The organism is Pedobacter sp. Leaf170 (assembly GCF_920984665.1).
Lineage (GTDB): Bacteria > Bacteroidota > Bacteroidia > Sphingobacteriales > Sphingobacteriaceae > Pedobacter.
Genome location: NZ_CAKLBP010000007.1, coordinates 103,959 through 128,761 on the forward strand (window position 1 = coordinate 103,959; position 24,803 = coordinate 128,761).

Genomic DNA, 24,803 nt, shown 5'->3' on the forward strand with positions numbered 1-24,803 from the left:
AACACATCAATGAAATTGAAGAAAGTTCTAACTTTTTCAGCTTTGTAATTTTCTCGCTTTGCGATTGAAGATTTAATGTTTTCATCAGTTATAATTTATATCTCCGGTTAACACCTTGTTATCCGGTCAGGAATTGGCACCTTCTCTTTCTGAGGGTTGCCAGTGGGTCATCGAGCCAGTCTCTCGCCACTTCTTTATAAATCAATCTGATTAAAGATTGACTTTTATTTAGCTTTTCGCCAAATAATGTTTCAAATGTCTGAATAATATTTTAATTCACAAAATTAAATTCTGTATTTTTTATAAAAAGATGAATTTGAGGCAAATAAATTTTAAATATTTAATAATCACATTAAAATTTACACAGAATTAATTGTAAAGTTCTAAGTTTGTGATACCTGCAAAATCTAATCATCAATGAAAAATTTAAAAATAATGCTCTTTACGCTAGCTTTTTCAGCAGCTAACCTAACCGCTAATGCCCAATTTGGCGGATTAAAAGATAAATTACTTAAAGTTGGAACAGCTCAAGGTGCTAAAGCGCTCGGCGTAGATAAGTTTTTAAAGCAACCAGAAGCCATTTCAACAAATTTTGAAGATGTTAATCGCGAAGGCGAAGAAATGCCCGGCTTCAATGCCAATGCAAAATTCCAGCCCTTATATTTATTGCCAAAAAATCCGGATGGTGGTTTTGTTTTATGTGAGGGATTTTATGAAATGACTAACAAAAGTTATTGCCTTAAAGCTGGGACTTTTGCACCATCAAAGGGCGATGGATATATGTTTGCACCAGTTTTAGGTCAGAAAGAAGAAATAGTGGTATCCATTTTAAAAAGTGCCGAAAAACATCCTGAAGTTGAACAACATGATATTCAGGTTTTATTATGGACCATCATCGCCAGAACAAAATTTGCAGATTATGCCGGACAAGTTAAAGTTACCGCTATCAAATTATTAACTCCAAAACAACTTACTCAATTAGAGGGCGGTGCATTAGGAATTTTACCATTCGATGTAATGGAAAAAGCTAAAGACCAATTGCCATCAGGTCTGAAAGCCGTATTTGAAGCCGAAAATAATATCCGTCAATTGGTTTCTTCTGGTAACTACACCTATGCAGATATGGAAAAATATGCAATACTTGCGGGTATGGCTCCACCGCGTGCTGATGTGCCAAGCGGAATCTGGACTAAACATCCCGATGGTTATTATGTTCGCTATTTTCCTTCAGGTTATGCTATTACTAAAGTTCAGGTTTATGTGCCCAAAGATTTGGTAGCCAATGGAAATAGATTAGTTTACGATGCAGCAGGCGATATTGCTTGTCCGGCGAATACAGGTTCTCAGCGATTGGCGCAAACCAACGAGCCATTAAATGCCAATTATTCGGCAAAATTGTCTACAATTTGTAATCCTAAATAGATTTATAACAAAAAGCTAAAGCAAAAAACTATTTGTAACTATATTCGTATATAAAATAAACATAAAATGATAAGCACAATTTTAATCCTCCTGAACTTTTTGATGCCTTCGCCACCAAAAAATGTTTACGATTTCAGTTTTAAAACCATTGATGGTAAAGAAATTAAACTTTCTAAATTTAAAGGAAAGAAAATTTTAATTGTTAACACCGCTTCTAAATGTGGTTACACGCCACAATATGAAGATTTGGAAAAACTTCAAAAGCAATACGGTAAAAAAGTTGTTTTAATTGGTTTTCCGGCTGGTAATTTCGGCGGACAAGAATTTTCTTCTAACGCAGAAATTAAACAATTTTGTACAGGTAAATACAATGTATCTTTTTTACTTGCCGAAAAAAGCAGTGTAAAAGGTGATGATATTACGCCATTATTTAAATATTTAACTACGCAAACCAATACAGAAGAGCAAGGTGATATTAAATGGAATTTTGAGAAGTTTTTAATTAATGAAAAGGGTGAGTTGGTTCATCGTTTCCGTTCAAAAACAAAACCTATGGACGAGGCAATTGTAAAAAACCTATAATGACGTAGGATGAGAGATGGAATAAATTTCTGAAGTATAATAGCTAAAAAGGGTAAAATGGAAATTCCATTTTACCCTTTTTATTTTGTGCTCAATATTCGATTTCTGAATTACCAGAATAGAGAATGTATATAGATTTTTTGATGTTTTTTACATCTTCCATTATCCATTTTACATTTTTAACTAGTTTTTCTCTAAAATAGTTTTCCAAACTACAGCGCTTAAAATGGCTCCAGTGATAGGAGCGAGGATAAACAACCAAACCTGACTTAGTGCAACACCACCTGCAAGCACAGCAGGACCAATGCTTCGGGCAGGATTTACAGATACGCCCGTTATCTGGATGCCAACGATATGAATAAGCACAAGGCTTAAACCGATTGCCAAACCGGCAAAACCACCATTAATATTTTTTGTAGATGTTGCACCGAAAATAACCAATAAGAAGATAAATGTAAAAACGGCTTCGGCAACAAATGCAGCCATGGTATTATATTCACCCAAATAACCTGCACCCCAACCGTTAGAACCGAGTGCCCATGGTTTCATTTCGAAACCCGGATGGTTGCTTTCTATAAGAAGCAATAAAGCAGCGCCTGCAATTGCACCTAAAATTTGCGCTACAACATAATATGCTGCTTCGCTTGCTTTCATTCTGCCAGCTACAACCATACCTATAGATATTGCCGGATTGATATGGCAACCAGAAATATGACCAATTGCATAAGCCATTGCTACTACAGATAAGCCGAAAGCAAAAGAGATACCTAATAAGCCAACGCCGGTTGTTCCGTTTGCTCCGGCAATTACTGCACTACCGCAGCCCATTAAAACCAATACTAAAGCGCCAAGAAATTCGGCAGTAAATTTTGAGAATTTTGATGTTTCCATATAATAATTGTTAAAAGTTTTTAAGCTAAAAAATTATATAAGGACGATTCGTTGGCAAAGTAACGAAAAAACATCAATTGATATAGCAAATAAGAATATTCAGGTGTGGACTGTTTTGATTGTTAACTTTTAGGACAAAAAAAATCCCGAATGTTTTCACAATCGGGATTATACTATATTTTAAAATTAATCTTTAAACTAAAAATCCGCCGCCAAGTAAATCATTACCTTCATAGAATACAGCTGATTGGCCAGGTGCAATGGCAGAAACATTATGATCAAAAACCACACGCATTCTGTCTTTTTCCTGTACAATTGTACTTAACATACCTGCGTCTTTGTATCTGATTTTTGTAATTACATCATTCAAAGGTTCTTCAATACTAGCATATTTTACAAGGTTGATGTTTCTAACCATCGCTTCCTTACGTTCTAATTCTTCGGCTCTGCCCAAAACAACGGTATTACTTTCTGGTAGTATTTGGGTAACAAACATTGGTTCGCCAAAAGCTACACCCAAACCTTTACGCTGGCCAATAGTATAAAATGGATAACCTTTATGTTGTCCAACCACCATTCCATTGCTTAGAATGAAATTTCCACCTGCAACACGGTCTTCTAAATCTTCAACCTTATGGCGTAAAAATGCTCTGTAATCATTATCTGGTACGAAACAGATTTCATAGCTTTCAGATTTTTTTGCAAGCTCTTCCTGCCCCATATCTAAAGCCATTTGTCTTATATCCGCTTTTGCGAAACTGCCCAAAGGGAATTTTGTACGAGAAAGATTTTCTTGAGAAACACCCCACAAAACGTAAGATTGGTCTTTATTTTCGTCTTTACCTTTCGAAATTACATAACGTCCGCTGTCTTGTTGGCGGATGTTGGCATAATGTCCGGTTGCAATAAATTCGCAATCTAATTTGTTAGCACGTTTTAATAAAGCTTCCCATTTAATGTGCGTATTACATAAAACACAAGGATTTGGCGTTCTTCCTGCTAAATATTCATCGACAAAATTATCGATAACATAATCGCCAAATTCATCTCGAATATCCAAAATATAATGAGGAAAACCATAATTTACAGCCAATGTGCGGGCATCATTAATACTATCCAGCGAGCAACAACCAGTTTCCTTACTGCTGCCGCCAGAAGATGCATAATCCCAGGTCTTCATCGTAAGGCCGATAACTTCGTAACCCTGTTCATGTAACATAACTGCAGCTACCGAACTATCAACCCCGCCACTCATGGCTACCAGAATTCTACCGTGTTTACTCATCTTAAAATTATTGGATGCAAAAATAAGGTTTTCTTCCCTCAATTTAAGTAAAGCAAGTCAGTTACTTGTAAAAACCTAAGTTTATGGTTTGATAGAATTTGTAAAGCAAAAGCAGTGTATAAATTAATGTTCGTCCAGCTTTTTGCTCATACCTACCTGCGGTAGGCAAGCGCCTGCAGGTCTTAATCACAAGGCCAGTATCCGCTTAAATCTGGTTTTAAAACTTTAAACTAAAACCAATGACAACTGTAGTCATTTCGATTGGAGCGCAGCGAAATATAGTAATCATTGAACTTAATTTAAACCTAAGTTAAAAGATTTCTCCGCTTCGGTCGAAATGACGATTGCGCTATGAGCTGAAAGCCTATTAAACCCACAAAATTTTCCTTCATTTCATTGGTGCACAACGAAATAGAGAAATCTTTGAACTTAATTTAAACCTATTTTAAAAGATTTCTCCGCTTCGGTCGAAATGACGATTGCGCTATGAGCCTTCAAACTAAACCCGCAACCTCTGCCGTCATTTCGATTGGAGCGCAGCGAAATAGAGAAATCTTTGAACTTATTTAAAACCTATTTTAAAAGATTTCTCCGCTTCGGTAGAAATGACGATTGCGCTATGAGCTGGCAAACTAAACCCGCAACCTCTGCCGTCATTTCGATTGGAGCACAACGAAATAGAGAAATCTTTGAACTTATTTAAACCTATTTTAAAAGATTTCTCCGCTTCGGTAGAAATGAGGATTGCGCTATGAGCTGGCAAACTAAATCCGCAACCTCTGCCGTCATTTCGATTGGAGCGCAGCGAAATAGAGAAATCTTTGAACTTATTTAAAACCTATTATAAAAGATTTCTCCGCTTCGTTAGAAATGACGATTGCGCTATGAGCCTGCAAACTAAACCCGACATGGCGAAAATACTTTTTGAGGTACTGACTTTAATAAATTGGAACCCTTAACAAAAAGATTGCCTGCCTGCGGTTGGCAGGCAGCATTTGGCGGGACTACAGCAACCGAGAAGCAATACAACTGCTTTTCAAAATATTTATATAAAACATTGTATTTTTTTAGTTAGTTAATCGATTTAGACTTACTTTACATTATCAATTACAGATAAATTAATACCTTAGAATCTTTAAATTTTAAAACTGATATGATTAAAAAGATTATCCTGCCTTGTTTGCTGTTTTCTGCTTTTGCAGTTTCTGCACAGCAAAATTTGGTGCAGTATGTTAAGCCGATAATTGGTACATCAAAAATGGGGCATACTTATCCAGGTGCTACAGTTCCATTTGGCGCTGTACAACTTAGTCCGGAAACTGATACTTTATCTTACGAAGTAAATGGAAAGTATAATGGTGATGTTTACAAGTATTGTGCTGGCTATAAATACGAAGATAAAACCATTACAGGTTTTAGTCACACGCATTTTAGTGGCACAGGCCATTCAGATTTGGGCGATTTTTTAATCATGCCAACTCAAGGTAAATTGCAATTAAATCCTGGTACTGCAAGTGATCCAAAATCAGGTTATCGCTCTGCATATTCGCATGCAAATGAAGTTGCTGAGGCTGGTTATTATAAGGTAAAGCTAGATGATGATAATATCACAGCTGAATTAACAGCTACAACCCGTGTTGGTATGCATCAATATACCTTCCCAAAATCAGATCAATCGCACATTATTTTAGATTTGATGGCTGGAATTTACAACTATGATGAAAAAACCGTTTGGACTTATGTACGTGTTGTAAATGATACTCTGGTAACAGGTTATCGCCAAACAAATGGATGGGCCAGAACAAGAACGGTTTATTTTGCAATGAGTTTTTCTAAACCATTTAAAAGCTATGGCAGAAAGAGTTACGATGCAAAACAAGCTTACAGGGGTTTCTGGGGTAAATTTAACCAAGACAAAAACTTCCCCGAAATTGCCGGTAAAAAGTTAAAAATGTTTTTCGATTTTGATACAGAAGAGGGAGAGAAAGTTAAAATTAAGTTCGCTTTATCTCCGGTAAGCCAGGAAAATGCTTTACAAAATATGCGTGGCGAAATTTACGGTTGGGATTTTAATAAAGTTAAGCAACAGGCACAAAGTACCTGGAACAAAGAGTTAAACAAGATTCAGGTAAATGCATCAAATGATAATAAAATAAACTTCTACACGGCACTATATCATTCATTTATAAATCCAACGGTTTATACAGATTTAAACGGAGAATATAAAGGTTTGGACCAAGGAATACATAAAGCTGATGGCTTTACAAATTATACCACATTTTCTCTTTGGGATACTTACAGAGCTCTTCATCCATTTTTTAACATCATGCAACCGGGTAGAAGTAATGATATGGTAAAATCAATGATGGCACATTTTGACCAAAGCAGTTTACACATGTTGCCAATTTGGTCGCATTATGCAAATGATAATTGGTGCATGAGCGGTTACCACAGTGTTTCTGTAATTTCTGATGCGATTATTAAAGGAACTTACAATGGCGATGCGAACAAAGCATTGGATGCTTGCATTGCAACGGCCAACCATCGCGATTATGAAGGAATTGGTTATTACATCGACAAAGGATTTATTCCAGCGGATAAAAGTGGCGTTTCAGTTTCCAATAATTTAGAATATTCTTATGATGATTGGGCTATTGCGCAACTCGCTAAAAAGCTAAATAGAATGGATGTTTACGATGATTTTATTAAACGTTCTAACAACTGGAGGAATAACTGGGATGCAGCCTCAGGCTTTATGCGACCAAAATTGGCAGATGGAACATTCAAAAAAGAATTCGATCCAAAAGATACTGAAGGGCAGGGTTTTATAGAAGGAAATAGCTGGAATTACAGTTTCTTTGTTCCGCATGACCCGGCTGCGCTTATGGAAGTGATGGGTGGTAAAGCGAAATTTGCCTCGCGTTTAGATACATTATTTACCATGCATTTACCAGATGAATTTTTTGCGCATACTGAGGATATTACCCGCGAAGGAATAATTGGTGGTTATGTACATGGTAACGAGCCTGCGCATCACATCGCTTATTTTTACAATTGGGCTGGTCAGCCTTGGAAAACCCAGGCTCAGGTTCGCCATATTTTAAATATGCAATATAAACCTACTGCAGATGGTTTAGGTGGAAATGATGACTGCGGGCAAATGAGTGCCTGGTATATGTTTTCGTCGTTAGGATTTTACCCCGTTTCTCCAGGTTCTGATGTTTACTCATTAGGCAGTCCGGCTGTGAATAATGCGGTTTTAAATCTCGAGAATGGTAAAACTTTTACAGTTGAAGCAATAAAACAAAGTCCTAAAAATGTTTACGTGCAAAAGGTTATGTTAAATGGTAAAGAAATTACCAATTACCAAATTAAACATAGCGACATTACAAATGGTGGTAAATTAACATTTTACATGTCGCCCAAGCCGAAGAAATAACACATCCTATTAGATTTGCTTACCGCTGGCATAATAACCAGCGGTTTTTTTGTTTCTATAAATACCTTAACCACCAATTGCTGTGTGTTTGTTTATACTTTTTAAACCATTTACATGGATAATAAAGCGATGCAACCACAAAAATCCATATTGCATAAACTATCCATAAATTATAGCCAAAAGCAACCGGTCGAAAGAAAAATGGCATCTGGATTATCTGAGCGGATGTGTTTCCCTCTAAAAAAAATAAAGCCACCAGAATGGTGTGCAATAGGTAAAAGTGCAAAATGTAATAAAAAAATGGAACGGAACCATATACGGAAAGCACTTTGCTTAGCTTATTAACAGCACCTTCTGTAATTGCCAAAAGAAGCAAGGCAACACCAATAGTCATCCCAGTAAACTGAAGTGATGGCGGATACTTGCTGACATTAAAAAACGACAATAAGTTTTTAACTAAATCGTGATATTCTTTGCGTGGAGCCGGGTCGCCGTAAACACTCAATAAACGTAAGCCCACGAAAATGACCAAAGCCAGTGCCCCAAAGTTGAGCAGATTTCTGTTTCTCTTAACTGGATTAAAATCTTTATTAAACCATTTTCCTGTGGCGTAGCCGAGAAACATTACACCGGTCCAAGGTAGGATAGCATAGAAAACCCCAATAAAATGGTTATTACCGATGGGTACAACAGTACCAAAAGCCGTAAAAAATATTTTTAAAACAAGGTTGAGGTTTTCATCATTCGGTGCTGGAAAGAGATTGAAAATATTATGGCCTAAAACTAAAAGTAAGCCAAATACCAGCACGAATTTGTAGGAAATCCGACTAAAAATAGCCAGAAAAATCATGCTCCAGCCAATAGCCCAGATTACCTGTAAAATAACAAAATTATATGTAGGATTAAATGTTAAGCCAAGCGTAACGATTGCAACCTCAATAAAAATTAACCATAAGCCCCTTTTAAATAGAAAAGCGCTCGATTGCGATGGCGTTTTATTTTGAGCAGAAAGATATGCAGATAGCCCAGATAAGAAAACAAACGTTGGCGCACAAAAATGAGTAATCCATCTGGTAAAAAATAAAAATGGCGTTGTGGTATCAGGATTTAAGGGGTCGCCCGTCATGGCTTGAATGTGAAAAAAATCTCTTGTATGATCGAGTGCCATGATAATCATTACAAGTCCTCTCAGAATATCAATAGAAACAATTCGTTTTGATAAAAGCTTTTGTTCAGCATTCATGATTTCGGGATGAAATTGATTAAAAGTTTGGTTAGAATAGTAATTGTAGAATTAAATATACGCAGTAATTGAATAATTGTTAGAAAAAATCTTTTGAAAAAAATCAGATAAAAATTAAAAACAGGTAAACTAAGAATATATTCCTAAAAGGAGTGAATTTAGAAATGTTAATAACCTTGACTTATTACTAATATTAAAATGCAAAATATGGCTTGATTAAGCTCAATATAAATTTTCGATAACATTATGATGTTGATAAAATTCATAAAAAATGTTGATAATGCTTAAGAATAAATATTTAGGTTTATGTAAGCCATTAATTATCCCTAATTAAAAGCTGGTTGAAGTTGCAGGCAAAATTTGCAAATGAAGCTGGTTTTTATAAAAGAATTTCAAAATGCCTAACCTATTTCAAACTCCAGGAGTTTACATCGAAGAGATTAGCAATCTAATATCTCAGGATACACTTATATCCATATCTACACAAGGATTTTCTTATCAAGACGGAATAATTAATAAAAAGATATCTTCAAAATTTATAGATATTCCTGATTTCAGATTATACGCATCCTTAAGCCCAGTTAAGCAATCTGCATTCAATAATTCTCAACCTAAAATTTATTAATCTAATAAAGCATCTTATGATCTTATTTTCATCCATCAGAACAAAGGCAGATAGATTGACCAATATCTTGCCTGATAATCAAACTGAAGATCCATTTCTTCAAAGCGATTGCATTAATAATAAAAAATTCAATCAAAATATAGCCGACAGTGATTTAGAAGACTTTATGAACGACTATGAAGCTTTGGCCTTTTATGTTACCCAAGGTATAAAACCAGAGTGGTTACCTTTAAACGCCACATTTGAGCCTTCAAAAATTCTATTGGATCTGCATAATAATTATGCAAGCTTATTTGCCGATTTTATTCAATCTATAAAAAATAATTGCGATTGTTTAGAAAGAGCGATTAAACTTATTGATAGACATACCTACAGTTTCAATCATAGTTTCCGGGCAGAAATTTCTAACAGTTCTGGTTTTACAGAAATAAATCACGATTGGCTTTTTCTTTTAGCTTCTGATGGTTTGGCAGAGACAAACCAACCTTTAGCAAAATCAGATTATTAGTTTCCTTTCATCAAGGTACCCATTCAAGTCACTAAAACCACTGCTTTTAGTATATGCTTGTAATATCTTTGGTACGTATAGCAAAATCGATTTAGTAATACCTCAATTGCCTTTTTTGATTTTGAACTTCAGAAAATTTTAATATATATTTGTTTTAGTTCTAACCGGATTATTAAATAAGTTAATCAATGCACTTAAGCATATAGCGGCATTTATCTACCATTGTATATAAAAAACCTGAAATAAATACACGATAATATAATTATGAAAAGACGAACTTTTATTCAAAACACGAGCTTATTGGGTGCAGGTGTTGTGGCTTCGAAATTTTCTTTTGCTACAGCATTAGCTCCAGAATTTCCAATAGTTAGAGTTGCTGAAGGTAAAAGACATTTCAAAAGTAAAGCAGTAGACAATGCAATTAAAACATTTCAAAGCAAAGTTAAAAACCCTGAATTGAACTGGCTTTTCGAAAATTGCTTTCCTAATACTTTAGATACTACAGTTTATTATTCAGATAAAAATGGCAAACCAGATACTTATGTAATTACTGGAGATATTGATGCCATGTGGTTGCGTGATAGTTCTGCCCAGGTTTGGCCATATTTACAATTTGTAAATGAAGATGAGCCTTTAAAAAAGCTAATTTCAGGGGTTATTAGCCACCAAACGCAATGCGTTCTAAAAGATCCTTATGCAAATGCCTTTTATGGTGATGCAACAAAAGTAGGGGAATGGAAAACAGACCGTACAGATATGCAAGCCGGTGTACATGAGCGTAAATGGGAAATTGATTCGTTGTGTTACCCAATTCGTTTGGCCTACTTTTACTGGAAAAAAACCGGCGATAAGGCGCCTTTCGATACTAACTGGAAAAAAGGAATTGAAACAACTCTAAAAACTTTTAAAGAACAACAGCGTAAAACTAACAATGGTCCTTATCATTTTCAGCGTAATACGCAACATCCAACTGATTCGTTGCCAATGGCAGGTTATGGTTTTCCTGTTAATCCTGTGGGTTTAATTTGTTCGGCTTTTCGCCCAAGCGATGATGCAACAATATTTCCGTTTTTAATACCATCAAACTTCTTTGCGGTAACCAGTTTAAAGCAGGCTGCAGAAATGATAAAAGCTTTGCAAAGCGATGCCAAATTAGAGAGCAGTTTATTAAATCTTGCTGATGAAGTAAGTGCAGCAATTCAAAAACATGCTATTGTAAATCATCCTAAATATGGAAAAATCTATGCCTTTGAGGTTGATGGTTTTGGAAGCACTTATTTAATGGATGATTCTAATGTACCGAGTTTATTAAGTTTGCCTTATTTGGGTGCTGTTAAACTTGATGATCCGATTTATCAAAACACCAGAAAGTTTGCGCTCTCACTTGATAATCCCTACTTCTTTAAAGGCACAGCCGCTGAAGGTATTGGTGGGCCACACGTTGGACAAGATATGATTTGGCCAATGAGTATTACGATGAGGGCTTTAACCTCAACAGATGATAAAGAAATTAAATGGTGTATAGAAACCTTACAGAAAACACATGCTGGTACGGGTTTCATGCACGAAGCATTTCATAAAAACGACCCGGCCAAATTTACCCGCTCTTGGTTTGCCTGGTCAAATACCTTATTTGGTGAGTTACTTTGGAGAACTTACCATGAAAAACCTGCACTTTTAAAAGTTTAATTGTTAGCCCGTCTTCAATAAAATGAAGCGGGCTTTTTAACTTAATAAGTTCTGGTGCGAAAATGATAAATCGATTTAGGTATTCATAACGCTGAATGTTTATTTGATATCTAACCTAATCTACTAATCCTGATGAAAAACCTTAATCATAAATTTCTTTGTTTAATGCTGTTGCTTTTGTTGAGTACAATAAGCAGTAGGAGCCAAAATTTTGGTAAATACGTAAATACTTTTATCGGCACAGCGCCATTAATCGAAAAAAAAATTTTAGGTTATAAATTGCCAGATGGATGGCGTTCTTGGGCGGGGTTAACTTTTCCCGGGAGCTCGTTGCCCAATGCAATGGTTCAGCTAAGTCCTATGACTGAGTACGGCTCTGGTGCAGGATATGAGTATGAAGATTCGACAATTTTAGGCTTTACGCACACAAATAAAGGACATTGGAATCTTTGCAATATTCCAATATTGCCAATGTCTAATCCGGGTGAAAAATTTGGCTCAAAGTTTTCACATAAAAAAGAAAGTTCGGCACCAGGTTTTTATCAGGTTTATTTGGATGATTATGATGTGAATGTTAGTCTGACTTCAACGCTAAGGGCGGGTTTTCATAAGTACGAATTTAAAAATAATACCAACCGCCAAATCCTGTTTGATATGGGCAAAGCAAACAGCCGTGTATCAACCTGGGCAATAGAACAAGAAGGCGACAATGTAATTAAAGGCTTTCAAGGAGGAGAAAATGTTTATTTCTATGCAATCATCAACACAAAAATTAGCAAATTAAGTAAAACTGAAGTGGGCAAAAGAACCGGCTATGCAATTGCCCATTTAGCTGATGGTAATAACCAACCGGTAGAAATTAAAATCGGCTTATCTTTTGTAAGTACAGAAAATGCCAAAGAAAATGTGCTTTCAGAGATTGGTAAAAAATCTTTCGACGAAATTCGTAAAGAAGCCACTTTAAAATGGGAGAAAATTTTATCGTCGATACAAGTTAAGGGTGGAACCGAAAAGCAAAAAGTTATGCTTTATTCGTGCCTGTACCGTTCTTTTTTATGGCCGGCGTTACGTAGTGATGTAAACGGACAATTTACTGATGCAAATAAAAAAGTGGTAAAGGCCGATTTTAATTATTACACAGAACCTTCTTTATGGGATACTTACAGAAATAAAGATGTTTTGTTGGGGCTGATTTCTCCCGAAGTTACACTTGATGTTATCAAATCTATGAAAGATGTGGGCGATAAGAAAGGATTCATTCCAACCTTTTTTCATGGCGATCATGGTTCTTCATCAATTGCAGGCGCTTATCTGCGAGGTATTGATAATTTCGACATTAAAGGAACTTATGAAATTCTATTGAAAAATGCCAATACACCGGGTGGTGCACGTCCACATGTAGAAGAATACATTAAAAAGGGATTTATTTCAGACCCTGATATTCCAAATCCAAAAGTTGAGACCAAGGCAGCGGCTGGTGTTTCTAAAACATTAGAATACTCTTACGATGATTATTCTGTAGCTCAAATTGCTAAGAAATTAGGCGATACGGCAAATTATAGAATTTTAATGGCCCGTTCTAAAAATTATAAAAACATGTTCGATCCATCAACAAGGTTTATGCGTGGTAAATTGGCCGATGGTTCCTGGATTAAACCGTTTAATCCTCAATTTCCTTATTACGAATATATGTATAGAGAGGCTAATGCCTGGCAGGTTTCTTTCTTTGCTCCGCATGATATGAAAGGATTAGTTGAGCTTTACGGCGGACCAAAAGGCTTTGAATCGAAATTAGATTCTTTATTTACTGTTCCATGGAATCCAAATTACATTGCAAGAAATGTAGAAACAATGATTGGGCAATATTGCCATGGCAACCAACCCGATCACGAAGCACCTTTTTCTTACCATTTTATAAATAAGCCAGAAAAATCTCAAAAAATACTGGATACGATTATGAATACTTTGTATGGTATTGGAGATAATGGACTGGCATTATGCGGAATGGATGATGCCGGTGAAATGTCATCTTGGTATGTTTTTAGTGCGTTAGGCATATATCCTTTTTCTGCAACCGATGCCGAATACATCGTTACCGCACCACTTTTTGATGAGATTAAATGGCGTACTAGCAACGGAAAAACCATCACAATCAGTAAACCTAACAAAGGAAGAGCTTTATCATCTATCAAAGTTAATGGAAAATTAAATGAAGGCTATTTTGTATCTCAAGATTTGTTTAAAAATGGAGGCCGATTGGAGATTTTAACGCGATAATGATATAGGGCAATCAATAATTATAAAGTTTAACAATCACATTATCAATTTTTCATAAAAAATTGATTGAGGATAAATTACTGGTCTAATAGAATTTTAATATCGCTTTTGGAAGGTATAGATTAATTTGTTTATACTTATGTGTCAAAATTATTTCGTGAGTAGTTTTTGATTTAAAATCCCAACAAAAGTTCGTAAACATGAAAACAAACCTGAAGTGGTTTAGCAGTATATTTTTTTCAGCCATACTTTGCACCAGCGTTTTTGCCCAAACTAAAAACAGCATACCCATTTATAAAAATCCGAAGGCCAATGTTGAAAGCAGAATTAAAGATTTGCTTTCGCGTATGAATATTGAGGAAAAAGTTGGACAAATTTCTATGCCCTTAGGCTGGCCAATGTACGCCAGAACGGGTAATGATATTGAGGTAAGCGATGAATTTAAAAAATCATTAAAAACAGAGCATACCGGAATGCTATGGGCAACTTTAAGGGCAGACCCCTGGACAAAAAAGACATTATTAAACGGGTTGAATCCAGAGCTGGCTGCTAAAGCTACAAATGCTATCCAGAAATATGCCTTGGAAAATACCCGTTTAGGTATTCCAATTTTACTTTCTGAAGAATGCCCACACGGGCACATGGCAATTGGTACTACAGTTTTTCCAACTTCGATAGGGCAAGCAAGTACTTTTAATCCTGATTTGATTAACCAAATGGCAAAAGTGATTGCCTCAGAAACCCGTTTACAAGGTGGACATGTTGGTTATGGTCCGGTGTTAGATTTAGCCCGAGAACCCAGATGGTCTAGAGTGGAAGAAACTTATGGGGAAGACCATGTTTTAAACAGCAAAATGGGCGAGGCGATGGTTAAGGGTTTTCAGGGTAATAGCATTAAAAGTGGTGCAAATATTGTGGCTACATTGAAACACTTTGCTGCTTATGGCGCACCAGAAGGCGGTCATAATGGTGGAAGCATAAGTGTAGGCATGCGTAGCTTAAATCAGTTTTATTTGCCACCATTTAAAGCTGCTGTTAAAGCGGGAGCTTTATCGGTTATGACTGCTTATAATTCTATTGATGGTGTTCCGTGTTCTTCAAATGAATTTTTATTGAATGATTTATTAAGAAGCCAATGGGGATTTAAAGGTTTTGTAGTTTCTGATTTAAATAGCATTTCCGGACTAATGTCAAACCATAATGTTGCTGCAAATGCAACCGATGCTGCTACACTTTCTATCAATGCTGGTTTAGATGCTGATTTAAGTGGCGTAGGTTATGGAAAGGCACTTCGCAATGCTGTAAAAGCGGGAAAAGTTTCTACAAAAACTTTAGATACGGCGGTAAGTAGAGTATTAAGAGTAAAATTTAATATGGGGCTTTTTGAAAATCCTTATGTTAATGTTGAGCAAGCCAAGAATAACATCAGAACTAAGGAAAACATTGAACTGGCCAGAAGGGTAGCTCGTGAATCAATAGTGTTGCTTAAGAATGAGGGCAATGTATTGCCTTTGAATAAAAGTCTAAAAAACATTGCGGTTATAGGCCCAAATGCAGATAATATTTACAACCAACTTGGCGATTACACTGCACCCCAATCAGAAGAGAACGTAGTAACGGTATTGGAAGGTATTAAAAATAAATTATCATCAGATACAAAAATAAATTATGTAAAAGGTTGTGGGATAAGAGATACGCTCAACAGCACTATTGATGAAGCGGTATCAATTGCTAAAAAATCTGATGCAGTGATAATTGTTTTAGGTGGCTCTAGTGCCAGAGATTTTAAAACAGAATACATTGAAACCGGTGCCGCTAAAATTAGCACAGCTGATAAAGGTTTGAGCGATATGGAAAGTGGTGAAGGCTTTGACAGGTCTACTTTAGATTTATTAGGCGACCAACTTAAACTTTTAAAAGCAGTTGCAAAAACCGGAAAACCTGTTGTTTTAGTGCTTATAAAAGGCAGGCCATTAAATTTAAACTGGGCTTCGGAGCATATTCCGGCTATTCTAGATGCATGGTATCCTGGTCAGGAGGGAGGAAATGCAATTGCTGATGTAATTTTTGGCGATTACAATCCTGCAGGTAGATTACCTATTTCTATTCCTAAATCGGTAGGTCAGTTACCAGTTTATTACAATGCCCGCTATCCTGAAAAGCATGACTACCTTGAGGTTGATGCAAAGCCTTTATATAGTTTTGGCTATGGCTTAAGTTATACAACTTTCAATTATCAAAACCTTAAAATTAAAAATGAAACCAACAGCCACACGATTAAAGTAAGTTTTGATTTAAAAAATAATGGCACCATGGATGGAGAAGAAGTGGTTCAGCTATATCTTAAAGGCAAAACTTCATCTGTAGTTTTACCAATGAAGCAACTAAAACAGTTTAAAAGAATTTCCTTAAAAGCAGGTGAACTAAAGACTTTAAACTTTACTTTATCAAAAGATGACTTGGAAATCTATAATCAAAACAACAAATGGGTGGTTGAGGCAGGAACCTATCATTTGATGGTTTCATCATCATCTGATAATGTGAAATTGGAGCAAGATTTTACTGTGGGTTCTACATTATGATAAACAAGTATCAAAAGGTTTCTTCATAAGAAAAACCAATTTTTTTTAGAATTTTTATAACAACTTAAAAATAAACTATATCTTTAGGTAATCAATTTTAGGTAATTGATTAATTGTTCTTAGAGAAAACAATTATAGGAGGGGTAGTGTTAATTCACTGCCCTTTTTTGCATTATATACTTAATAGTTCTTTGCTATTTCGTATTGAAAATCTTGATATTCGGCACTGTTATAGATTGTTTTCTCTACAATTTGTATCCAATTATTGCCAGAATTAGAATATACTGTAACCTTACTAGGGAATTTTTGAACTAAATCTTTTTTGACAACTGATTTTTGTTCGGGTTGTATAATTGTTTCTACCAGTGCGAAAATTTTGAATACGTTGGCACCTAAAGCATGGCTGTAAATGCCTGTAACCAACGTTTTGGTAATAGAAGCTTTTTCGAGGTTAGTTTTGCCAATAAATTTTGCATTCCATTCTGATGGTTTTTTCGGTACGCAAATTATCTTCGCATACATATTATCGGCTTTATTTAAAACAAGCATTGGCACATTAGTCAATCTAACACTGCTCTTATTAGATTTTATATAACCAAGCCATCCGGCCTTTACATCAGAGGTTTTACCAAACAAATCTTTGCCTTTTAACAAATCTATTTCAGGTGGACTGAAACTTAAAAAAACAAGCAAGTTAAGCAAAAAGGCAATATTCATTAGAGGGATTTTAACCTGCAAGATAATGCAAATTAATACGTCCAAATGGCCTAAATGTTTTTATGACATTCTGTAAAGTATTGAGTATCAATAATTCTGTATTCTGCATAAGCTGCCTTACAATTTTTAGTATCTTTAAGAAGTTATTGCAGTATTTAAAAAAAGTTGTAAATGTAGTACAACATCATACACGGCTGTAATAAATAAAGATTTAACTACCATTATTCTTTCGCAATTAAAACACCCGAAACATTCCAGGCGTTTGTCATCGAGCCTTCTGCTTTGCCCATAGGGATGGAGACTTTTATTGTATGTGTTCCTGCTTTTAAATCTCCCAGGTCGATAAAGTTTGGGTTAGTTACCGTTCCGGGGCACCAGTTTGAGCGGCTTAAATCTGACGATGATAATCCTGTTTCAAAATTTCCTGATGCAGGATTTGAAAGGCGATAAGAGCCACAATCTTGTCTCCATGGCACAAACGAAAAGCTTTCTTTTCCATCCAGCCAAATGCTGTTTTTTTTCGGTACAAATTCATCTCCATTGCCCCAACCGCCATGCCCGGTTGTTATATAACGTAGCCTGGCATTTTTAATATTTTTATCCAATGTAAAAGAAACCTCTAAACCTTTGTCGATACTAAACATGGTTGCGTATTCTTGCCCTGCCATTTCCATTACGTTTGTGGTATTAAATAAAGGCATAATTAATTCTTTATCAGGTTTTTGCCTGCCAGCATTGTGCAAAGTAATATTTAAAGAAACCTTATGTCCGCCCTTATCGTAATTTCCTACAAATACGGCAACCCAAACTTCCTTGCCATTTATTAAGGGAAAAAGCTCTGAAATATCCTGGCGATAAAAAACTTGTTCAGCCCAGGTTTTACCTTTCAATTTCAAATTATTGTATTTGCCAACCCCAAAAGGCGTAAAAAAGCGCATCAACTCTACAACAGGTGTAAAATCCTGATTAGCAATTACACCCTGATATTGTTTGCCGTTTCCGTTATCATAGACAGGAAGTACTTTAACAGAATTTTTCAAAGCATCCATCAAGCTAATTTTTTTATCCGTTGGGATGATAAACACCGAACCGGTTCTGTCATAAGCGTCGCCATTAGATTGTTCTGTTAAATCTGCAAAAACGTTTTGGCTATTTTCAATAAACGGGAATTTTACTTTTCTAGCGATTACTGTGCCGCCTGCAAACCTAAAAATACTATCGTTTGATTGTGGTTTGTCTATAAAATTAATGGTTTCATTATCAAATATTTTCAGTGTGGTAAAGCGGCTTTTCCATAACAAATCTTTATAAGTTAGCGCATCTGTTAATTTAGATTTTGAATCCTTAAAATCCTTTAGATCAGAGCTTTTTATTTCTTGTATTGAAGCTGCTGTTAAATAGCTGTTTCTGTTTCTAACTTGTTCTAAAACTAAGCCTAAATTCTGACCAAGAACTGTTGGTGCAGCCTTTATTCCGGCATCGGTGGTAAACCATAAATCTATTCGATTTGAATTAACAACGGTTGTGGCCTTTTTACAGTTGTAACCTAAAATTACTTTGGTTTCATTACTAAATTCAATTATTTGTTTTGAAATCAATGTACTATCAGCAGTAGCAATCTGTGTGTTTCTGCTTAAATCGGCAATTTGAAATAGAATGTTTGAAGGTTTTTCTATTAAACTTTGTTCAAAAGGGTAGCGGCCTTGCCCATCAAATATTGACGCCGTAGTAATTAAATTCTGGTTTGCCTTAGCAACTACGATTACTGGGTTTCTATCATCCTTAGGCTTTCCATCTGCCGAACGCCAATAGGTAATTTTATAGTTAGCAGTTGGTTTTAACTTTTGCTGAGCAAAAGCAAGGAATGGAATAATAAAAATAAAGGAAAGACTGTAAATATATTTCATTTTTTAGGCTGATTTAACGAGCTAAATATATTACAGAATTTTGGCTTATCTACATGAATAAGTCAAATGATGCTTAAGTATAGAAGATTTTACATAATTATCATTCGATAAAATGAATCATCCGGGAATATTGGAGAATTAACTTTAAATTAGATAATCTAACCAACATCAAACCCTAAAAAATGAAGAATATTAATGTTTTAATTGGCTGTATTTATTGTTTACTATTTTTATCCTTTGTATCAAAAAGTTTTGCGCAGCAAATTCCGAAACTGGGAATAGTATCTTCAATTTCGAGAGACAGCATCATTCATGCAGCAGGATTTAAATATATTGGTGAATCAGTTTCGAACATGATTTCACCAGCTTTAAGTATTAATGCATTTGAATCAAATTTAGAAAAGATAAGAAACGCCAAAACAAAAATTTTGAGTTGTAATGTATTTTTTCCGGGTAGTATTAAAATTGCTGGTCCGGATGTAGATTTAGCTAAAGTTTTAACTTATGCCGATGGTGTGCTCTCTCGAGCGAACAAAGCTGGTGTAAAATTCATCATTTTAGGAAGTTCATCAGCGAGGTCAATCCCGGAAGGTTATGATAAAGAAAAAGCAAAGTCTGATTTTGTTAAAACTTGTGCCGAACTGGCAAAATTGGCGGCTAAACATCATGTTATCATTGCGTTAGAGAATCTTCAATCTTCTGAAACCAATTTTATTAATACAGTTAGGGATGCAGCTGATGTGGTTAGAAAAGTTAACAACCCATCTTTTCGTTTAAATGCAGATATTTTTCACATGATGCGGGAAAATGAATCTCCGGAAGAAATTGTAAAAGCAGGTAAACTGCTAGCCTTTTGCGAGCTTGCAGAAAAAGAGAAACGCACCCTGCCGGGCGTAATGAAAGATGATTTTAAACCTTATTTTAGTGCTTTAAAGCGTATTAGTTACAGCGGTTATCTTTTTATCGAGGGAAAAATTGAGCATCCGGAAGTTGAAATTCCTTTTGCATTTAAGTATTTAACACAACAATTAACCGAAGTTTACAAGTGATAGGGGTTTAATTTATCCTTCCTCTGTCTCGGCATTTATTTTTTCTTCAGCTACTTCTAAATCTGCTTCTGTAGCCACAGGCGAATCATTTAATTTTTCAACCTTTGGATTATATTGTAAATCAACAAACATCGGGAAATGGTCCGAATTACAATTGGGTAGCCGCTTAATGGAACTCAAAGAAAAATCTGAAGAGCAAAAAATATGGTCTAATGGAAACCTTAAAAAAAAGTATTTTGCATTAAAACTATTGAAAAATCCGCGACCTCTTCTTGGGTCTAGCAACCCACTTATTTTCCCAAAAAGCTCTGTGGTATAACTCCAGGCAACATCATTCAAATCGCCCATAACAATTACAGGATATTCTGATTTTTTAGCCTTCTCTGCAACCAGTAAAATCTCTTTATCTCTCTCCGTAGATTTTGGATTTTCTTGTGGCACCGGAGGTTCGGGATGTAGGCAGAAAAGCTTTACAAGTTGCCCTGAAGGCAGCTTTATAAGTGTTTCTATTGATGGAATATCTTTCTTAACTAAATATTTAACTGAACTATCCGAAAGTTCTAACTTAGAATACAATAGCATACCATAAGTATTGTCTATTGGAACTTTTAACTGATGAGGATAATCCTTTCCGATGACATCCATTTTCGCCTGCCACCATTCATGTGTTTCAACCATTAAAACTACATCAGGATTACAAGCTTCAATTAGTTTTAAGTAAGCTTTTGAGTTACGGTTTTCTTGAAAAACATTGGCAATAAAAACCTTCAAATTGTTATCGTTTGGTGGATTTATAGCACCAACAATTTGCTTGGAGCCTAATTTTGTAAAGGGAAATATCAGATAGATTAGGTAAGTAATGTTTAATAAAAGCATCCCTAAAATTATATATTCCAATAAGATACTTGGAAAGCTAAAGCACAGGATTATAATGATGAGGATTACGTTTAAAACCAGTTTCTGCAAGCGGGGAAATTCAAAAACACGGAACACCCAAAAATCATGACGAATAAACGGGATTAATGTTGTTAAAACAAGCAGTACACTCGTGTATAAAAGAATATCGTGAATCAAGAATTTATGGTTTTAAAATTTCTACAAATAGTTTTATGCTAAACCAACTACAAATAAATATGTTTTATTGATATTGAAGGCTCAAATATATTAAAATCTGTTACAAAGATTTTAATGCTAACAATCTTCCGATTTTTCAACAAAACAGCCTTACAATGCATAATCATGCTATCTTTATAGCTTTTGCAAATTAATTTCAGTTTTGGCTAAAGATACGAATAAAGAAACCCCGTTAATGCAACAATACAACGCCATCAAAGCGAAGTATCCGGGTGCACTTTTACTTTTTAGGGTTGGAGATTTTTACGAAACCTTTGGCGAAGATGCCATTAAAACCGCTCAAATTTTAGGCATTGTATTAACCAGAAGAGGTACTGGCCCAAATGGTGGCGCCTTGGAACTGGCTGGATTTCCGCATCATTCTTTAGATAATTATCTTTCGAAATTGGTTAGGGCTGGGCAAAGGGTTGCCATTTGCGACCAGCTTGAAGATCCTAAAGCCACAAAAACTATTGTAAAACGTGGTGTTACAGAATTAGTTACGCCCGGAGTTGCTTACGGCGACAATATTGTTAATCAAAAATCTAATAATTATTTAGCATCGATTTTTTTCGATAAAACGCAGATTGGCGTTTCTTTTCTTGATATTTCTACTGGCGAATTTTTAATTGCTCAGGGCAATAGCGATTATATCGATAAACTTTTGCAAGGCTTTAAGCCCACTGAAGTTATTTTTCAGAAATCGAAACGACAGACTTTTACAGAACAATTTGGTGATAGATTTTACACTTTTGGCTTAGATGAATGGCCTTACACTTCTGATTATGCCGAAGAAACCTTAACAAAACATTTCGATGTAACTTCATTAAAAGGCTTCGGTATTGAGCGTTTGCAAAGCGGAATAATTGCCGCCGGTGTGGTTTTGCATTATTTAGGCGAAACCGAGCATCGAAATTTGCAACATATTACATCCATCAGCAGAATTGAGGAAGACCGTTATATGTGGTTGGATAGGTTTACTATTCGAAATTTAGAATTGGTAAATTCTGCTAATGATAATGCAGTTACGCTATTTGATATTTTAGATCATACCTGCACACCAATGGGTGCTCGTTTGCTGCAAAAGTGGATAATTATGCCACTAAAAGAGCTAAAGCCAATCGAAGAGCGCTTAGGCATGGTTGATTTTTTTGTCAAAAACGAAGATATTCAACACGAATTTTTAACGCATATCAAGCTGATTGGTGATATTGAAAGACTAATTTCAAAAGTTGGTTTGCAGCGTGTTGGTCCACGAGAATTGGTGGCGCTAAAAAGAGCCTTAACGCATATCGAAGCAGTAAAAAAGCTTGCTGCAAATTCCAAAAATCCGTTTTTAATTAAAATTGCCGACCAATTAAATCCATGTTTAGCTATCAGGGAAAGGATTGAAAGAGAACTTCAGCCTGAACCGCCTGCATTGCTTATTAAAGGAAATGTAATTAACGATGGTGTTGACGAAGATTTAGATCGTTTGCGTAAAATCGCCTTCGGCGGAAAAGATTATTTGGTTCAGATTCAAAAACGCGAAGCAGAAGCAACCGGTATTCCATCTTTAAAAATTTCTTTCAATAATGTATTTGGTTATTATTTGGAGGTTACACATACGCATAAAGATAAAGTTCCCGAAGGTTGGATTCGTAAGCAAACTTTGGTTAACGCAGAGCGATACATTACACCGGAACTTAAAGAATACGAAGAACAGATTTTAGGTGCCGAAGAAAAAATTCAGGCTATTGAAATTCGTTTGTATAATGAATTAATGTATGAAACAGCAAGTTACATCAAGCCTATTCAGCTTAATTCATTTTTAATTGCACAGTTAGATTGCTTATTATGTTTTGCGCAACTGGCTGAGAAAAATCATTATGTAAAACCATCTGTTAACAAAGAAAAAGTTCTTGATATTAAAGGTGGCCGACATCCGGTTATAGAGAAACAATTACCTGTAGGACAAGAATATATTACTAATGATGTTTACCTGGATACCGACTCGCAGCAAATTATAATGATTACGGGACCCAATATGGCCGGTAAATCTGCTATTTTAAGGCAAACCGCACTTATCGTTTTAATGGCTCAAATGGGCAGTTTTGTACCTGCAAAAGCTGCTGATGTTGGTTTGGTTGATAAAATTTTTACTCGTGTTGGCGCTTCTGATAATATCTCATCAGGAGAAAGTACGTTTATGGTAGAGATGAATGAAACTGCAAGCATTCTAAATAATATTTCTGATAACAGCTTGATTTTGTTAGATGAAATTGGTCGCGGTACAAGTACCTACGATGGGATTTCTATTGCATGGGCAATTGCAGAATTTTTGCATCAACACCCAACTTCTCGTCCGAAAACGTTATTTGCTACACATTACCATGAATTAAATGAGTTGGCCAATACCATGCCTCGAATTAAGAATTTTAACGTTTCTGTTAAGGAAATGACTAACAGAGTTATTTTTTTAAGGAAATTAGTTCCAGGTGGTAGTGAACATAGCTTTGGTATTCATGTTGCAAAAATGGCCGGAATGCCGCCAAAATTAATCGGTAGGGCTAATGAAATTTTAAAGAAATTAGAAATTGACCGCACAGAAGGGCAGAGCATAAAAGACAGCATTAAGAAAGTTCAAAATCAGGCCTATCAGTTGCAAATGTTTGCTATTGATGATCCTGTTTTGGTAAGAATTCGGGATACATTAAATAATTTGGATGTAAATGCGTTAACTCCTGTAGAAGCTTTGTTAAAGTTAGATGAAATACAAAGGTTGATAAAAAATTAGTTTGGACACAAATTAAAGCTTGCCACGAAAACACGGGATTTTTCTGCGTTTTAGCTTTTAGTAAAAAATTAATCTGAGGGGAAAAAATAGTGTATGTTAAAAACGAAAAATTATTTCTGGTTGATTTTATTACTATCTGTTGTTATAACATCTTGCGGAAGTAGAAAATATACAACTAAAAGTGATACAAAGGCCTCGAAAGCGGCTGATGCCATGTCGAATCTTAAAAGCAAACAGCTCTACAAATTTATTACTGATTGGACAGGTGTTAGATACCGTTTTGGTGGATTAGATAAGAATGGTATTGATTGCTCGGGCTTTGCTTATTTACTACAGAAAGAAATTTATGGCGTTACTTTACCAAGAATTTCCCGAGACCAGGCGAATGTAGTGAAGCGTAAAAGCGTAGATAATTTAAAAGAAGGCGATTTGGTATTCTTTTCTTTCGGTGGAAACAACGTAGATCATGTAGGCGTATATCTAAATAATGGCTTTTTTGTGCATGCAAGTACAAACAGAGGTGTTATTGTTGATGATTTGAATATGCCGGCTTATCAGCGGGTTTTGGTAAAATCTGGTTCCGTTAATTAAGTAATTTTTAAAGACAGCTATACTGAAAACCCAGATTAAATCTTTAAAATTTATAGTGTAAAATTATGCGTATAATTTTTATAATTTGCTTATCTTTAATAGTTTAC

General features: G+C 35.4%; 17 protein-coding genes and 1 riboswitch. Of the genes, 11 read left to right on the forward strand and 6 right to left on the reverse strand.

Going from position 1 to position 24,803, the window contains the following annotated elements; translation table 11 throughout:
• Nucleotides 1-92: 92 nt before the first annotated feature.
• Nucleotides 93-203, reverse strand: a riboswitch (SAM riboswitch).
• Nucleotides 204-417: 214 nt separating this feature from the next.
• The gene (locus LUA90_RS16185; protein ID WP_231491701.1) at nt 418-1,422 is read left to right on the forward strand and encodes a hypothetical protein; all 1,005 of its coding nucleotides are present in this window, start codon (nt 418-420) and stop codon (nt 1,420-1,422) included.
• A 66-nt stretch (nt 1,423-1,488) separates the two neighbouring features.
• A complete protein-coding gene (locus LUA90_RS16190; protein WP_231491703.1) occupies nt 1,489-2,004 on the forward strand; it encodes a glutathione peroxidase in 516 nt (171 codons plus the stop codon).
• Between the two features lie 183 nt (nt 2,005-2,187).
• Here the strand turns inward: LUA90_RS16190 and aqpZ are convergent, their stop codons facing one another.
• Entirely contained in the window at nt 2,188-2,895 is a 708-nt protein-coding gene (aqpZ, locus tag LUA90_RS16195) for an aquaporin Z (protein ID WP_231491705.1), read from the reverse strand.
• A gap of 193 nt (nt 2,896-3,088) precedes the next feature.
• Nucleotides 3,089-4,180, reverse strand: a complete 1,092-nt coding sequence (gene mnmA, locus LUA90_RS16200; protein ID WP_231459736.1) for a tRNA 2-thiouridine(34) synthase MnmA — start codon at nt 4,178-4,180, stop codon at nt 3,089-3,091.
• Between the two features lie 1,153 nt (nt 4,181-5,333).
• Between mnmA and LUA90_RS16205 the strand changes: the two genes are divergently transcribed.
• The gene (locus LUA90_RS16205; RefSeq protein WP_231491706.1) at nt 5,334-7,619 is read left to right on the forward strand and encodes a GH92 family glycosyl hydrolase; all 2,286 of its coding nucleotides are present in this window, start codon (nt 5,334-5,336) and stop codon (nt 7,617-7,619) included.
• A gap of 55 nt (nt 7,620-7,674) precedes the next feature.
• Here LUA90_RS16205 and LUA90_RS16210 read toward each other — a convergent pair whose 3' ends face one another.
• Nucleotides 7,675-8,862 carry a DUF1624 domain-containing protein gene (locus LUA90_RS16210; protein WP_231491708.1) on the reverse strand — a complete coding sequence of 396 codons (1,188 nt, stop codon included), beginning with the start codon at nt 8,860-8,862 and terminating at the stop codon, nt 7,675-7,677.
• A gap of 397 nt (nt 8,863-9,259) precedes the next feature.
• On the opposite strand from LUA90_RS16210, the gene LUA90_RS16215 reads away from it, so the two are divergent.
• From LUA90_RS16215 to LUA90_RS16235, 5 genes are all read left to right on the forward strand, one after another.
• Complete coding sequence (locus LUA90_RS16215) at nt 9,260-9,487, forward strand: hypothetical protein (protein WP_231491710.1); 228 nt, start codon at nt 9,260-9,262, stop codon at nt 9,485-9,487.
• Nucleotides 9,488-9,503: 16 nt separating this feature from the next.
• Nucleotides 9,504-9,995, forward strand: coding sequence for a hypothetical protein (locus tag LUA90_RS16220; protein WP_231491712.1), 492 nt, complete (start codon nt 9,504-9,506; stop codon nt 9,993-9,995).
• Nucleotides 9,996-10,259: 264 nt separating this feature from the next.
• Nucleotides 10,260-11,684 (forward strand): glycoside hydrolase family 125 protein, encoded by a 1,425-nt coding sequence (locus LUA90_RS16225; protein ID WP_231491714.1) that lies wholly within the window; start codon nt 10,260-10,262, stop codon nt 11,682-11,684.
• 132 nt (nt 11,685-11,816) lie between these two features.
• On the forward strand, nt 11,817-13,961 hold the full coding sequence (locus LUA90_RS16230; RefSeq protein ID WP_231491716.1) for a GH92 family glycosyl hydrolase: 2,145 nt from the start codon (nt 11,817-11,819) through the stop codon (nt 13,959-13,961).
• A gap of 200 nt (nt 13,962-14,161) precedes the next feature.
• Entirely contained in the window at nt 14,162-16,543 is a 2,382-nt protein-coding gene (locus LUA90_RS16235; RefSeq protein WP_231491718.1) for a glycoside hydrolase family 3 N-terminal domain-containing protein, read from the forward strand.
• Between the two features lie 180 nt (nt 16,544-16,723).
• Here LUA90_RS16235 and LUA90_RS16240 read toward each other — a convergent pair whose 3' ends face one another.
• Entirely contained in the window at nt 16,724-17,260 is a 537-nt protein-coding gene (locus tag LUA90_RS16240) for a hypothetical protein (protein ID WP_231491720.1), read from the reverse strand.
• 221 nt (nt 17,261-17,481) lie between these two features.
• A complete protein-coding gene (locus tag LUA90_RS16245) occupies nt 17,482-19,167 on the reverse strand; it encodes a PNGase F N-terminal domain-containing protein (RefSeq protein WP_231491722.1) in 1,686 nt (561 codons plus the stop codon).
• Nucleotides 19,168-19,349: 182 nt separating this feature from the next.
• On the opposite strand from LUA90_RS16245, the gene LUA90_RS16250 reads away from it, so the two are divergent.
• Nucleotides 19,350-20,216, forward strand: coding sequence for a sugar phosphate isomerase/epimerase (locus LUA90_RS16250; RefSeq protein ID WP_231491724.1), 867 nt, complete (start codon nt 19,350-19,352; stop codon nt 20,214-20,216).
• A gap of 12 nt (nt 20,217-20,228) precedes the next feature.
• Here LUA90_RS16250 and LUA90_RS16255 read toward each other — a convergent pair whose 3' ends face one another.
• The gene (locus LUA90_RS16255) at nt 20,229-21,290 is read right to left on the reverse strand and encodes an endonuclease/exonuclease/phosphatase family protein (RefSeq protein WP_231491726.1); all 1,062 of its coding nucleotides are present in this window, start codon (nt 21,288-21,290) and stop codon (nt 20,229-20,231) included.
• Between the two features lie 235 nt (nt 21,291-21,525).
• Here LUA90_RS16255 and mutS point away from each other — a divergent pair, with 235 nt between their 5' ends.
• Together mutS and LUA90_RS16265 are read left to right on the forward strand one after the other, a co-directional pair.
• The gene (gene mutS, locus LUA90_RS16260; RefSeq protein ID WP_231491728.1) at nt 21,526-24,105 is read left to right on the forward strand and encodes a DNA mismatch repair protein MutS; all 2,580 of its coding nucleotides are present in this window, start codon (nt 21,526-21,528) and stop codon (nt 24,103-24,105) included.
• A 93-nt stretch (nt 24,106-24,198) separates the two neighbouring features.
• Nucleotides 24,199-24,696 (forward strand): C40 family peptidase, encoded by a 498-nt coding sequence (locus tag LUA90_RS16265; RefSeq protein ID WP_231491730.1) that lies wholly within the window; start codon nt 24,199-24,201, stop codon nt 24,694-24,696.
• Nucleotides 24,697-24,803: the final 107 nt, after the last annotated feature.

What these genes read in the sequence shown, in the direction of transcription:
- LUA90_RS16185 (WP_231491701.1), top strand. Translation starts at nt 418, where the DNA reads ATGAAAAATTTAAAAATAATGCTCTTTACGCTAGCTTTTTCAGCAGCT.
- LUA90_RS16190 (WP_231491703.1), top strand. Translation starts at nt 1,489, where the DNA reads ATGATAAGCACAATTTTAATCCTCCTGAACTTTTTGATGCCTTCGCCA.
- aqpZ (WP_231491705.1), bottom strand. Translation starts at nt 2,895, where the DNA reads ATGGAAACATCAAAATTCTCAAAATTTACTGCCGAATTTCTTGGCGCT.
- mnmA (WP_231459736.1), bottom strand. Translation starts at nt 4,180, where the DNA reads ATGAGTAAACACGGTAGAATTCTGGTAGCCATGAGTGGCGGGGTTGAT.
- LUA90_RS16205 (WP_231491706.1), top strand. Translation starts at nt 5,334, where the DNA reads ATGATTAAAAAGATTATCCTGCCTTGTTTGCTGTTTTCTGCTTTTGCA.
- LUA90_RS16210 (WP_231491708.1), bottom strand. Translation starts at nt 8,862, where the DNA reads ATGAATGCTGAACAAAAGCTTTTATCAAAACGAATTGTTTCTATTGAT.
- LUA90_RS16215 (WP_231491710.1), top strand. Translation starts at nt 9,260, where the DNA reads ATGCCTAACCTATTTCAAACTCCAGGAGTTTACATCGAAGAGATTAGC.
- LUA90_RS16220 (WP_231491712.1), top strand. Translation starts at nt 9,504, where the DNA reads ATGATCTTATTTTCATCCATCAGAACAAAGGCAGATAGATTGACCAAT.
- LUA90_RS16225 (WP_231491714.1), top strand. Translation starts at nt 10,260, where the DNA reads ATGAAAAGACGAACTTTTATTCAAAACACGAGCTTATTGGGTGCAGGT.
- LUA90_RS16230 (WP_231491716.1), top strand. Translation starts at nt 11,817, where the DNA reads ATGAAAAACCTTAATCATAAATTTCTTTGTTTAATGCTGTTGCTTTTG.
- LUA90_RS16235 (WP_231491718.1), top strand. Translation starts at nt 14,162, where the DNA reads ATGAAAACAAACCTGAAGTGGTTTAGCAGTATATTTTTTTCAGCCATA.
- LUA90_RS16240 (WP_231491720.1), bottom strand. Translation starts at nt 17,260, where the DNA reads ATGAATATTGCCTTTTTGCTTAACTTGCTTGTTTTTTTAAGTTTCAGT.
- LUA90_RS16245 (WP_231491722.1), bottom strand. Translation starts at nt 19,167, where the DNA reads ATGAAATATATTTACAGTCTTTCCTTTATTTTTATTATTCCATTCCTT.
- LUA90_RS16250 (WP_231491724.1), top strand. Translation starts at nt 19,350, where the DNA reads ATGAAGAATATTAATGTTTTAATTGGCTGTATTTATTGTTTACTATTT.
- mutS (WP_231491728.1), top strand. Translation starts at nt 21,526, where the DNA reads ATGCAACAATACAACGCCATCAAAGCGAAGTATCCGGGTGCACTTTTA.
- LUA90_RS16265 (WP_231491730.1), top strand. Translation starts at nt 24,199, where the DNA reads ATGTTAAAAACGAAAAATTATTTCTGGTTGATTTTATTACTATCTGTT.